Here is a 12,363-nt window from a genome sequence, read left to right as displayed (position 1 = left end):
CAGTTTCGTGTTCGCTGCAGAACGTCGTCAGTTGATCCTCGAAATGGTGCGCGCCAACGGGGCAGTATCGCTCCGCGAGCTCGCCCGCGTCGTCCAGACCTCCGAAGTGACCGTACGGCGGGACGTGCGGGCACTGGAGGCAGAAGGACTCCTCGACCGCCGGCACGGCGGTGCGGTACTGCCGGGCGGTTTTACGCGGGAGTCCGGCTTTCCGCAGAAATCCCATCTCGCCACCGCCGAGAAGACGGCCATCGCCGACCTGGCCGCGGGCCTCGTCGAAGAGGGCGAGGCCATCGTCGTCGGTGCCGGCACGACCACGCAGGAGCTGGCCCGTCGGCTCGCGCGGATCCCCGGCCTGACCGTCGTCACCAACTCACTGCTGGTCGCCCAGGCGTTGGCCCATGCCAACCGGGTGGAAGTGGTGATGACCGGTGGCACCCTGCGCGGCTCCAACTACGCCCTGGTGGGCAGTGGTGCGGAACAGTCGCTCCAGGGCCTGCGGGTGTCGCGCGCGTTCCTGTCCGGGAGCGGGCTCACCGCAGAGCGTGGGCTGTCCACGTCCAACATGCTCTCGGCGAGCGTGGACCGGGCGTTGGTGCAGGCCGCCGCGGAGGTGGTGGTCCTCGCGGACCACACCAAACTCGGCTCCGACACCATGTTCCAGACGGTGCCGACGGACCTGATCACCCGCCTGGTGACGGACGAACCCGCGGGCCATGACGACCGGGCCGCCACCGAACTGCAGGCCCTGGCGGACCAGGGTGTGCAGATCGCGGTGGCCGGTGGGGGGACGGGCCCCGCCGGGGCGGACTCCCTGTCTCCGGGCCGCCAGGCACGCCGGGACATGCCGCTTCCCGGCCAGCGTCGCACCACGCACGGCGGACCCGGTCCGCAACTGCGCAGTGCGGCTGCGTCCTTGACGGACCAGTCCCCGGGCGACCGCGCCCGCGTGGCGGACCTGCGCCGCCGCTGAGGGTTGTCCCGTAGGTGCCGTGGCCGTCGTCGTGCGCCCGCCAGGGATTACGGGACAGCCCTTGGGTCTTCGAGGGTCCGGGGGCACAGCCCCCGGCTTCGGCCCGCCTCAGCCCCCGGTCGCGCGCGGTCCCTTCAGCCCCTGCAGCGTCAGCGTCAGCAGGCGGCCCGCCAACGCCGGGTCCTCCGGCGCCTGCTCCGCCGCCAACGCAATCGCATTCGTCAGCTGCATCAAGTCACCGATCGACACATCCGCCCGCACCGTGCCACTCGCCTGCGCCCGGGCCAGCAGCCGTGCCCCTGCCTCGCGCAGCGGCACATTGCAGTCGGACAGCGCCGAAGTCTCGTCCCGCGACGTCGACATGAGCGCCTGCGCCAGCCCCCGGTACTCACCCGCATGAGTGATGATCGCACCCAGCCACTCCACCAGGCCGCCGCACGGATTCTCCGCCTCCGCCAACTCGTGGGAGCGGGTGAGGAGTGAGCCCAGGGCCTCCTGGAAGACCGCGCTCATCAGCGCGTGCCGGTTCGGGAAGTGTCGGTACAGCGTGCCGATCCCCACGCCCGCCCGGCGCGCGATGTCCTCCAGCGACGCGTCCGTACCGTGTTCCGCGAACGCCGTACGGGCTTCGCCGAGCAGCCGGTCGTAGTTGCGGCGCGCGTCGGCGCGCATGGGCCGGCCCGGCGTCTGTGCCGTGCTCATCGCCATTGCGCAGTCCTCCCTTTTTCCGCCCCCGGGTCCAGGATGCCATCGCGTAACCGGAGGACCTCGCCTCCTGCCGGGCCGCCGAACGGCCGAGGCCCCTGCGGAGTCGGTGGTACGACTCCGCAGGGGCCTCGCCGGAACACTTCGTGCGCGATCAGTCCTTGATCTCGCAGATGACGGCGCCCGACGAGATCGAGCTGCCGACCTCGGCGGCGAGTCCCTTCACCGTGCCGGCGCGGTGTGCGTTGAGAGGCTGTTCCATCTTCATGGCCTCCAGGACGACGATCAGGTCGCCTTCCTGGACCTCCTGGCCCTCCTCGACGGCGATCTTGACGATCGTGCCCTGCATCGGGGACGCGAGGGTGTCGCCGGAGACCGCGGAGCCGGTCTTCTTCGCCGCGCGCCGCTTGGGCTTGGCGCCCGCCGCGAGTCCGGTACGGGCCAGGCTCATGCCCAGCGACGACGGCAGGGAGACCTCGAGACGCTTTCCGCCGACCTCGACGACGACCGTCTCACGGCCGGTCTCTTCCTCCGCCTCCACGTCGGCGGGGGCGGCGAAGGGCTTGATCTCGTTGACGAACTCGGTCTCGATCCAGCGGGTGTGGATGCGGAACGGGTCGCTGGTGAACGCCGGGTCGGCGACGACCGCACGGTGGAACGGGATCGCGGTGGCCATGCCCTCGACGTTGAACTCGGCCAGCGCACGCGCCGCCCGCTGCAACGCCTGCTCACGGGTCGCACCGGTCACGATGAGCTTCGCCAGCAGCGAGTCCCACGCCGGGCCGATCACCGAACCCGACTCGACGCCCGCGTCGAGGCGGACACCGGGGCCGGTCGGCGGGGCGAACACGGTCACCGTGCCCGGGGCGGGCAGGAACCCGCGGCCCGGGTCCTCACCGTTGATCCGGAACTCGAACGAGTGCCCGCGTACCGCCGGGTCGTCGTAACCGAGCTTCTCGCCGTCCGCGATCCGGAACATCTCACGGACCAGGTCGAGGCCCGTGACCTCCTCGGTCACCGGGTGCTCGACCTGCAGACGGGTGTTGACCTCCAGGAACGAGATCGTGCCGTCCACACCGACCAGGAACTCCACGGTGCCCGCACCGACGTATCCGGCCTCCTTCAGGATGGCCTTCGACGCCGCGTACAGCTCCGCGTTCTGCGCCTCCGACAGGAACGGCGCAGGGGCCTCCTCGACCAGCTTCTGGTGGCGGCGCTGCAGCGAGCAGTCACGGGTGGAGACGACCACCACGTTGCCGTGCGAGTCGGCCAGGCACTGCGTCTCCACGTGCCGCGGCTTGTCGAGGTAGCGCTCCACGAAGCACTCCCCGCGGCCGAACGCCGCGACGGCCTCACGGACCGCGGAGTCGTACAGCTCCGGGATCTCCTCCAGCGTCCGCGCGACCTTCAGCCCGCGACCGCCACCACCGAACGCGGCCTTGATCGCGATCGGCAGCCCGTGCTCCTTCGCGAACTCCACGACCTCCGCCGAACCCGACACCGGGTCCGGGGTCCCGGCGACCAGCGGGGCACCGGCGCGCTGCGCGATGTGCCGCGCGGCCACCTTGTCACCCAGATCGCGGATCGCCTGCGGCGGCGGACCGATCCACGTCAGTCCCGCGTCCAGCACCGCCTGGGCGAACTCGGCGTTCTCCGACAGGAACCCGTAACCCGGGTGGACCGCGTCGGCCCCCGAGTCCTTGGCCGCCTGCAGCACCTTCGCCATGTCCAGATAACTGGCGGCCGGGGTGTCACCGCCCAGAGCGAATGCCTCGTCGGCCGCACGCACATGCAGAGCGTCCCGGTCCGGGTCCGCGTAGACCGCCACGCTCCCGATCCCGGCATCCCGGCACGCCCGAGCAACACGGACAGCAATTTCGCCACGGTTGGCGATGAGCACCTTGCGCACGATGGCTCCCTCCTTGAAACAAGCTGAGTTTAGGGACTACCGACACGGCCTTACGACCCGTCCCCATTGGTGAGCTTGCCCACACGGAGCGTGATTCGAGGCTTGCTCGAGGCGCGAAATCCCTTGTGGCACCACGGTACGCCGGGATTCATGACCGCACAGTAGCCACGAGGTGTGGTCCAGGTCTCTGTTCGATCGAGGGGTGGCTCCCGGCGTTTCTTTGTGGAGTACCTACTAACGAGCGCGTGTTTCTTTGCCCGACGCACGAGGGGCGTGACAAGCGGGGTGCGTAAACACTGCGTGCGGAGGGCATGGGGGCGAGTGGGACGAGTGAACGTGGTCAGAACCCTTGTCCGAATGATTACCCGTTAGTAGGGTCCGCGCTACCGCACTTACTACAGGTAACAAGGGGTGAGCGCCGTGGTGCGCAGACCGGTGGCGTTCGTGGCCGCGATCGTGCTGTTCGGGGAGGCCGCGGGCATGGTGCTCGTCAACGGCATCCTGGCCACGGTCGTGGACAACCAGGAGATGTCACTCGCCGGGCTGGATCCGGCCGCCATGTCCGCCGGGGCGTGGGTGATGGGCGGTGTCGCCGGGCTGTACCTGGTGCTGTGCGGCCTGGTCCTGCTGCTGACCGGCATCCGCGACCGGGCTCCCGGGCGTGTCGGCCGGGCCGCCCTGATCAGCTGCGCCGTGGTGCACGGGGTGCTGGGCGCGCTGACGGTGGGCCTGATCGGCTGGGCCGCGTTCGTGTTCATGATGGTCGTGCTCGGCCTGATCGTGCTCACGCTGGTCGCGTACGGCAACGGGAGCGGAACCAGTAGCCCGAACGAGAAGGGTGGCGGCGCCGAAGAGGGTGCTCCGGCGCCCGCGTAACCCGTTCGTGGGAATCAGACCCACAAGTCGGTGACGGAGAATCCCAGTTCGCCGAGGAGCCGGCGCAGGAGCGGCAGCGAGAGCCCGATGACGTTTCCGTGGTCGCCCTCGATGGAGTCGACGAACGGGGCCGAGCGGCCGTCCAGGGTGAAGGCGCCCGCGACATGGAGGGGCTCGCCCGAGGCGACGTAGGCGGCGATCTCGGCGTCCGTCGGTTCGCCGAAACGGACGACGGTGGACGCGGTCGCGGAGGCCGTGCGCCCGGTCACGGTGTCGATCAGGCTGTGGCCGGTCTGCAGGATGCCGGCCCGGCCGCGCATGGACTTCCAGCGGGCGGTGGCCTCCTCGCTGTCGGCCGGCTTGCCGAGCGCCTCGCCGTCGAGTTCCAGGACCGAGTCGCATCCGATGACCAGGGCACCCGCGACCGCGGGGCGGGCGGCCACGACGGCGGCCTTGGCCTCGGCGAGCACCAGCGCCAGCTCGGCCGGTGTGGGGGCGGACAGCGCGTCCTCGTCCACACCGCTGACGATCGCCTCCGGCGCGAACCCGGCCTGGCGCAGCAGGCTGAGGCGGGCGGGTGAGGCGGAGGCGAGTACGAGACGGCGCTGATCAGTCATACCGGCCATCGTAGAAGGGCCCGGCGCGCCGGGGGACCCCGCGTCCGCAGGGCGGGCGGGTGCCGGGGAGCACCTCAGCGTGTGCCCAGCACGAACATCGCGACCACCATGGCGAGCGCAAGCACCAGCCACACGCGCCGCATCATGTCCTGGGCGTCGCGCAGCTCTTTGGGGGGCTTGTTCTCGGGATCGGACCACAGCATGGTCCCGATCCTGCTGCGGCCGCCGCCACGGCGCCTGAGTACGGGTACTCAGCCGCTCCGATGCGTACGGACCGGGCCGCTGTGCGGCGGCACGGCGGAAGCCCGGACCCACCAGGGGGTCCGGGCCTCCGAGGACGCCGTGCGAACGGACGGCCGGGCCGCCGGGCGCTAAACGGGCCAGTACGTCCGTGCCCAGGCCCGTGGGCCCGGCCGAGGCCGGTCCCGCCGGGCGATTCGGCCCGGGTCGGACCACTGCTCGGGCAACGCCGGCGCGCCGGACGACACAGCGGCCGTCGCCGCGGCGCGCGCCTGGACCACCGCCAGTGCGGCAGCCAGCTCCTCCGGGGTCGGGTTGCCCCGTACGACCTTGATCATGGCCAGGACCCTTTCTAGAGGGGGATGTTGCCGTGCTTCTTCGGCGGCAGTGATTCCCGCTTCGAGCGCAACTGACGCAGGCCCTTCACCACGTGCGCCCGGGTTTCGGAAGGCATGATGACCGCGTCGACGTAGCCGCGCTCGGCCGCCACGTACGGGTTGAGCAGCGTGTCCTCGTAGTCGGCGATCAGCTCGGCGCGGGTCGCCTCTGCCTCGTCGGGGTCCGTGACGGCCGCGATGGTGCGGCGGTGCAGGATGTTCACCGCACCCTGCGCGCCCATCACGGCGATCTGGGCGGTCGGCCAGGCGACGTTGATGTCCGCGCCCAGGTGCTTGGAGCCCATGACGTCGTACGCGCCGCCGAACGCCTTGCGGGTGATCACCGTGATCAGCGGGACGGTCGCCTCCGCGTACGCGTAGATCAGCTTGGCGCCGCGGCGGATGATGCCGCCGTACTCCTGGTCGACGCCGGGCAGGAAGCCGGGGACGTCGACGAAGGTCAGCACCGGCACGTTGAAGGCGTCGCAGGTGCGGACGAAGCGTGCGGCCTTCTCGCTGGCGTTGATGTCCAGACAGCCCGCGAACTGCATCGGCTGGTTGGCGACGATGCCGACGGGGTAGCCCTCGACACGCCCGAAGCCGGTGATGATGTTCGGCGCGAACAGGGCCTGCGTCTCCAGGAACTCGCCGTCGTCGAGCACGTGCTCGATCGCGGTGTGCATGTCGTACGGCTGGTTCGCCGAGTCCGGGATGAGTGTGTCGAGCTCACGGTCCTCGTCGGTCGTCGCGAGATCCGCCTCCTCCGGGAAGGCGGGCGCCTCGGAGAGGTTGTTCGACGGGAGGTACGACAGCAGCGACTTGACGTACTCGATGGCGTCCTTCTCGTCGCCCGCCATGTGATGCGCCACACCCGAAGTGGTGTTGTGCGTACGGGCTCCGCCCAGCTCCTCGAAGCCGACGTCCTCCCCGGTGACGGTCTTGATGACGTCCGGGCCCGTGATGAACATGTGCGAGGTCTGGTCGACCATGACCGTGAAGTCGGTGATCGCGGGGGAGTAGACCGCGCCGCCTGCGCACGGTCCGACGATCAGCGAGATCTGCGGGACGACACCCGAGGCGTGCACATTGCGGCGGAAGATCTCGGCGAACAGACCGAGCGCCGCCACACCCTCCTGGATGCGGGCGCCGCCGCCGTCGTTGATGCCGATGACCGGGCAGCCGGTCTTCAGCGCGAAGTCCATCACCTTGACGATTTTCTCACCGTAGACCTCGCCGAGCGAGCCGCCGAAGATGGTGAAGTCCTGCGAGTACACGCAGACGGGGCGGCCGTCGACCGTCCCGTAGCCGGTGACGACACCGTCTCCGTACGGGCGGTTCTTCTCGATACCGAAGTTGGTGGAGCGGTGCCGGGCGAACTCGTCGAGCTCCACGAAGGAACCCTCGTCGAGCAGGAGATCGACCCGCTCGCGGGCGGTCAACTTGCCCTTGGCGTGCTGCTTTTCGACTGCGCGTGCGGAACCGGCGTGCGTGGCCTCGTCGATACGGCGCTGCAGGTCCGCGATCTTGCCCGCGGTGGTGTGGATGTCGATCTCTTCCGGCTCGGACATCGGGTGGCGGCTCCCTGCCTGGTCACGGGGACGGCTGACTGGTGGGTTCTACGGCTGCGTGCGAGGCCGCGTGCGCGACGACGACCGGTCCGGCAGCTGCCGATCAGGTTCGGAATGGCTACTGATCCGTAGCGTATCGGCGCGGATACCGTTCGGCAGTGCGTCGTTTGCCACACCTAGGGTGGCTTGCATGACACCTTCGGATGCGTCACCGAACCGCTGGTCGGACCTGGACCGGCCGCCCCTGAACGTCCCCGCGCTGCGCCGCGGGCTGCTGCGGCCGGGCGGGCTGTGGACCTCGCTCGACGTTGTGAACGTCACCGGGTCCACCAACACGGACCTCGCGGCGCGGGCCGCGGAGCTGACCGAGGGCACGGTTCTGGTCGCCGAGGAACAGACTGCGGGCCGCGGCCGCCTCGACCGGACCTGGACTGCGCCCGCCCGCTCGGGCCTGTTCTTCTCCGTCTACCTGACCCCCGGCGACGACGTGCCGGTCCACCGGTGGGGCTGGCTGCCGCTGCTCGCCGGGGTCGCGACCGCGACCGGGCTGGCGCGGGCCGCGGGCGTCGACACGGCACTCAAGTGGCCCAACGACCTGCTGGTCACCGTGGAGGGCGAGGAACGCAAGACGGGCGGCATCCTCGCCGAACGAGCCGGGGACGGCGTCGTCATCGGCATCGGCCTCAACGTCACCCTCCGTGCGACCGAACTGCCCGCCCCGACGGCGGCCTCGCTCGCCCTGGCCGGTGCGGTCTCCACCGACCGGGAGACGCTGCTGCGCGGCGTACTGCGCTCGCTGGACCACTGGTACGTCGAGTGGCGCGCGGCCGGCGGGGACGCGGCGCAGAGCGGTCTGCAGGCGGCCTACGCGGCGGGCTGCGCGACGCTGGGCAGGACGGTACGGGCCCAGTTGCCCGGCGACCGTTCACTCGTCGGCGAGGCGGTGGCGATCGACGGTGACGGCCGCCTGATCCTGTCCACCGCCGACGGCCTGCAGGAGGTGTCGGCGGGCGACATCGTGCATCTACGGGACGCGGAAGGCGGCCTCACCTAGAACCACGCCCGGGCGCCCGCCTCGCCACTGAACGTTTCCCGGGTGCGCTCAGCCCAGCACCCGCGGAAACCCCCGTGGGGCGTACGCCCCACGTACCGGCCCCGCGCCCCGGCTGTTCCCCGGGCACTCGGATCCCCGCCCCGTGGATGCCCCCACGGGCCCTGCGCCCCGCGTACCGGGCCCGCGCCCCGGCCGTTTCCCGGGCACTCGGGTCCCCGCCCCGTGGAGAGCCCCCACGGCCCTGTGCCCCACGTACCGGGCCCGCGCCCCGGCTTCCCCGGGTGCTCAGGTCTCTGCCCCGCGGAAGCCCTCCGCAGGCCCTGTGCCCCACGTACCGGGCCCGTACCCGGCTGTTCCCCGGGTGCTTCAGGTCTCTGCCCCGCGGAAGCCCTCCGCAGGCCCTGCGCCCCGCGTACCGGGCCCGCACCCCGGCTTCCCCGGGCACTCGGGTCCCCGCCCCATGTATGCCCCCACGGCCCTGCGCCCCGCGTACCGGGCCCGTACCCGGCTGTTCCCCGGGTGCTCTCGGCCCTTCACCCCGTGGAAACCACCCACCGAAGAGCACCCCCCACGGCCCCTGCCCCCGGCCAACCCCGTACCGGGGTGCCCTAAGGACGTGAGGTAGCGCACATCTGCCGTATCGTTGAGGCGATCCACCGACAGATCGGCAGGGCAGTGCGCAGGGAACGGGCAGGAGGCGGCTGGTGACCGTCGACGACACGACCTCCGGCGCGGGCGCGGAGCCCCCACCGGAACCCTCGGTCCACGCGACACCGCATCACGAAGTCGACCACACGGCCGAACCGACCGACGATCCCCTCGCGATCCGGCTGGAACAGCTGATCCTGGGCGCCGAACGTCGCTATACCCCGTTCCAGGCGGCCCGTACCGCCGGAGTCTCGATGGACCTGGCGTCCCGGTTCTGGCGCGCCATGGGGTTCGCCGACATCGGGCAGGCCAAGGCGCTCACCGAGGCGGACGTGCTGGCGCTTCGGCGGCTCGCGGGCCTCGTCGAGGCCGGGCTGCTCAGCGAGCCGATGGCGGTGCAGGTCGCCCGGTCCACCGGGCAGACCACCGCCCGGCTGGCGGAGTGGCAGATCGATTCCTTCCTGGAGGGTCTGACCGAGCCGCCCGAGCCCGGCATGACCCGCACCGAGGTCACGTACCCGCTGGTCGAGCTGCTCCTGCCCGAGCTGGAGGAGTTCCTCATCTACGTCTGGCGTCGCCAGCTCGCCGCCGCGACCGGCCGCGTCGTGCAGGCCGCGGACGACGACGAGATGGTCGACCGCAGGCTCGCCGTCGGCTTCGCGGACCTGGTCGGTTTCACCCGGCTCACCCGCCGGCTGGAGGAGGAGGAGCTCGGCGAGCTCGTCGAGGCGTTCGAGACGACCTCCGCCGATCTGGTCGCCGCGCACGGCGGCCGGCTCATCAAGACCCTCGGCGACGAGGTTCTCTTCGCCGCCGACGACGCAGGCACGGCGGCCGAGATCGCGCTTCGCCTGATAGAGGCGATGACCCAGGACGAGACGATGCCGGCGTTGCGGGTCGGTATCGCGTTCGGCACCGTCACGACCCGGATGGGCGATGTCTTCGGTACGACGGTGAACCTCGCCAGCCGGCTCACGTCGATAGCGCCGAAGGACGCCGTACTGGTGGACGGCGCTTTGGCCGAGGAGCTGACGCGTACGGGTGACGCCCCGGCCTCCGAGGCGCAGGCGGCGGAGGAGGCCGCGGCAGCCGAGAAGGAGCGCGCGGAGGGTGTGGAGCCGCTGGCCGTGCCGAAGTACCGGTACGGGCTGCAGCCGATGTGGCAGCGGCCGGTGCGTGGACTCGGCGTGGTGGAACCGTGGCTGCTGGCACGACGAGGCACCTCCTGACGCCTGTCCCTGTCCCTGTCCGGGGCGCGGCCTAGGATCCTCCGGTAACGCTCGTTAACCGGAGGGGTGCAGCCATGACCGTCACGTCCGAGCAGCGGTTCGGGGAGTTCGTCGTCGTACGGGTCCATGAGGGCCAGGAGCACGTTGCCGAACTGGTCCTGGACCGGCCGAAGGCCATGAACGCCGTGTCCACGGACATGGCCCGCTCGATCGGCGCCGCCTGCGCCGCGCTCGCCGCCGACCAGGGTGTACGGGTCACCGTCCTCACCTCCAGCCACGAGCGCGCCTTCTGCGTGGGCGCGGACCTCAAGGAGCGGAACTCGTTCACCGACGCCGAGCTGGTCCGCCAGCGGCCCACCGCCCGCGCCGCCTACACCGGCGTGCTCGACCTGCCGATGCCGACGGTGGCCGCCGTGCACGGGTTCGCACTCGGCGGCGGCTTCGAGCTGGCGCTGTCCTGCGATCTGATCGTCGCCGACCGTACGGCCGTGGTGGGCCTGCCCGAGGTCTCGGTCGGTGTCATCCCGGGCGGCGGCGGTACGCAGTTGCTGCCGCGCCGGATCGGTGCGGCACGCGCTGCCGAGCTGGTCTTCACCGCCCGGCGGGTGGAGGCGGCCGAGGCGCGGGAATTGGGTCTGGTCGACGAACTGGTGGAGGCGGGACAGGACCGGGCGCAGGCGCTGGCGCTCGCCGGGCGGATCGCCGCCAACTCACCGGTGGGCCTGCGCGCCGCGAAGCGTGCGCTGCGGCTCGGGCACGGGCTCGATCTGCGGGCCGGTCTGGAGGTGGAGGACGCGGCCTGGCGGTCGGTGGCCTTCTCCGGGGATCGGGCGGAGGGCGTGGCCGCGTTCAACGAGAAGCGGAAGCCGAACTGGCCCGGAGAGTAACGGTGCGTCACCGCTCCGACGCGCAGTACGCGCCTTTCATTGCCTCAAACTGATCAAGACTTCGCAAATCTACATAAGATGTAGCGATGGGTGGTGATGATGCGCGGCTGCGGGCCGTGGTTTCGCTTGCACAGGCAATGGCGGCGGCGCACACCCCGCCGGAGTCCTGGCGCGCGGCCGCGCTGGGGGCGTGCCAGGCGTTGGGCGGCACCTTCGCCGCGCTCTCCGTGTGGGAGCGGGGGCCGGGGCGGCTGCGGGTGCTGGTGAACGCGGGTGAACGGGCCGAGGGGGAGGAGGAGTTCCCCGACGACGAGACGTATCCGGTGCATCAGTTCCCGGAGATCACCGAGTTCCTGCACGAACGGTGGGCGGGGGGCGGCGAGCCGGACGCCTGGGTGGAGACCGCCGACGGGCCGGTCGACGACGCCGGGGACGGCGAAGCCGATTCGTCGGTGGCGGGTGCGCACGGGTACGGGCGCGTCTACCGCCATCAGCGCGTGGCGGCCCTGCGACGGCGACGGCGCGGCTGCTGTGTGGTCGCGCCGATCGTCCTGCACGGGCGGGCCTGGGGCGAGCTCTATGTGGCGCGCCCGGTGGGGGAGCCGGTGTTCGGGCGGGAGGACGCGGACTTCGCGACCGTGCTGGCTGCCGTCGTCGCCGCCGGCATCTCCCAGACGGAGCGCCTCGAAGAGGTCCGCAAGCTCGCCTTCACCGACCCGCTGACCGGGCTGGCCAACCGCCGGGCCGTCGATGCGCGGCTCGACGAGGCGGTGGAGCTGCACCGCGCCGACGGCACGGTGGTCAGTCTGGTCGTCTGCGATCTGAACGGTCTGAAGGGGGTCAACGACTCCCTGGGCCACGCGGTCGGCGACCGGCTGCTGGAACGTTTCGGCTCGGTGCTGTCCCGGTGCGGTGCGATGCTCCCCGGCGCCCTCGCCGCCCGGCTGGGCGGTGATGAGTTCTGCCTGCTGGCGGTGGGGCCCGGCGCGGACGAGGTGATCGAGGTGGCCACCGAACTCTGCGACCGGGCGGCCGAGTTGGAGCAGGGCGACGGGGTTGCCTGCGGGATTGCCTCGACCGGTGACCCGATCGGGCCGGTGACCTCGGCCCGGCGGCTGTTCCGTCTGGCGGACGCGGCCCAGTACCGGGCGAAGGCGGCCCGCTCCGCGAAACCGGTGGTGGCGGGGCGTGACGGCGAGGTCATCCGGCTGGCGGACTCGCCGCCGAAGTCCGCCCACGACCGCCGCCGGCTGCGCGGGAACCGGCCCTGAGGGCCGTCC

At 71.4% G+C, this 12,363-nt stretch carries 12 protein-coding genes; 6 read left to right on the top strand and 6 right to left on the bottom strand.

The window, feature by feature from the left end:
* Positions 1-7: 7 nt before the first annotated feature.
* Positions 8-973, top strand: a complete 966-nt coding sequence (locus OHA88_RS19940) for a DeoR/GlpR family DNA-binding transcription regulator (protein ID WP_328626533.1) — start codon at positions 8-10, stop codon at positions 971-973.
* A gap of 108 nt (positions 974-1,081) precedes the next feature.
* Here OHA88_RS19940 and OHA88_RS19935 read toward each other — a convergent pair whose 3' ends face one another.
* Together OHA88_RS19935 and OHA88_RS19930 are read right to left on the bottom strand one after the other, a co-directional pair.
* Entirely contained in the window at positions 1,082-1,681 is a 600-nt protein-coding gene (locus OHA88_RS19935; RefSeq protein ID WP_267002658.1) for a TetR/AcrR family transcriptional regulator, read from the bottom strand.
* Positions 1,682-1,832: 151 nt separating this feature from the next.
* Positions 1,833-3,587 carry an acetyl/propionyl/methylcrotonyl-CoA carboxylase subunit alpha gene (locus OHA88_RS19930; protein WP_328626532.1) on the bottom strand — a complete coding sequence of 585 codons (1,755 nt, stop codon included), beginning with the start codon at positions 3,585-3,587 and terminating at the stop codon, positions 1,833-1,835.
* 423 nt (positions 3,588-4,010) lie between these two features.
* Here OHA88_RS19930 and OHA88_RS19925 point away from each other — a divergent pair, with 423 nt between their 5' ends.
* Positions 4,011-4,463 (top strand): hypothetical protein, encoded by a 453-nt coding sequence (locus tag OHA88_RS19925; protein WP_326608561.1) that lies wholly within the window; start codon positions 4,011-4,013, stop codon positions 4,461-4,463.
* A 14-nt stretch (positions 4,464-4,477) separates the two neighbouring features.
* Here the strand turns inward: OHA88_RS19925 and OHA88_RS19920 are convergent, their stop codons facing one another.
* The 4 genes from OHA88_RS19920 to OHA88_RS19905 all read right to left on the bottom strand — a co-directional run bounded on the left by OHA88_RS19920 (position 4,478) and on the right by OHA88_RS19905 (position 7,265).
* Complete coding sequence (locus OHA88_RS19920) at positions 4,478-5,089, bottom strand: nucleoside triphosphate pyrophosphatase (RefSeq protein ID WP_326627842.1); 612 nt, start codon at positions 5,087-5,089, stop codon at positions 4,478-4,480.
* A gap of 65 nt (positions 5,090-5,154) precedes the next feature.
* Entirely contained in the window at positions 5,155-5,283 is a 129-nt protein-coding gene (gene mmpB / locus OHA88_RS19915) for a morphogenic membrane protein MmpB (RefSeq protein WP_093773058.1), read from the bottom strand.
* Positions 5,284-5,451: 168 nt separating this feature from the next.
* Positions 5,452-5,658, bottom strand: a complete 207-nt coding sequence (locus OHA88_RS19910) for an acyl-CoA carboxylase epsilon subunit (protein ID WP_328626531.1) — start codon at positions 5,656-5,658, stop codon at positions 5,452-5,454.
* Positions 5,659-5,672: 14 nt separating this feature from the next.
* Entirely contained in the window at positions 5,673-7,265 is a 1,593-nt protein-coding gene (locus OHA88_RS19905) for an acyl-CoA carboxylase subunit beta (RefSeq protein WP_328626530.1), read from the bottom strand.
* A gap of 190 nt (positions 7,266-7,455) precedes the next feature.
* On the opposite strand from OHA88_RS19905, the gene OHA88_RS19900 reads away from it, so the two are divergent.
* From OHA88_RS19900 to OHA88_RS19885, 4 genes are all read left to right on the top strand, one after another.
* Entirely contained in the window at positions 7,456-8,319 is an 864-nt protein-coding gene (locus OHA88_RS19900; RefSeq protein WP_267002644.1) for a biotin--[acetyl-CoA-carboxylase] ligase, read from the top strand.
* Positions 8,320-9,023: 704 nt separating this feature from the next.
* Positions 9,024-10,196: an adenylate/guanylate cyclase domain-containing protein gene (locus OHA88_RS19895; RefSeq protein ID WP_328626529.1), complete on the top strand. Its 1,173-nt coding sequence runs from the start codon at positions 9,024-9,026 to the stop codon at positions 10,194-10,196.
* Between the two features lie 74 nt (positions 10,197-10,270).
* Positions 10,271-11,083, top strand: a complete 813-nt coding sequence (locus OHA88_RS19890; RefSeq protein ID WP_326817642.1) for an enoyl-CoA hydratase/isomerase family protein — start codon at positions 10,271-10,273, stop codon at positions 11,081-11,083.
* An 86-nt stretch (positions 11,084-11,169) separates the two neighbouring features.
* The gene (locus OHA88_RS19885) at positions 11,170-12,354 is read left to right on the top strand and encodes a GGDEF domain-containing protein (RefSeq protein WP_328626528.1); all 1,185 of its coding nucleotides are present in this window, start codon (positions 11,170-11,172) and stop codon (positions 12,352-12,354) included.
* Positions 12,355-12,363: the final 9 nt, after the last annotated feature.

Origin of the sequence: Streptomyces sp. NBC_00353 (assembly GCF_036108815.1) — a bacterium.
Classification (GTDB): domain Bacteria; phylum Actinomycetota; class Actinomycetes; order Streptomycetales; family Streptomycetaceae; genus Streptomyces.
The sequence above is the reverse complement of the archived record's forward strand: the minus strand, read 5'-3'. Positions and strand labels throughout refer to the sequence as shown.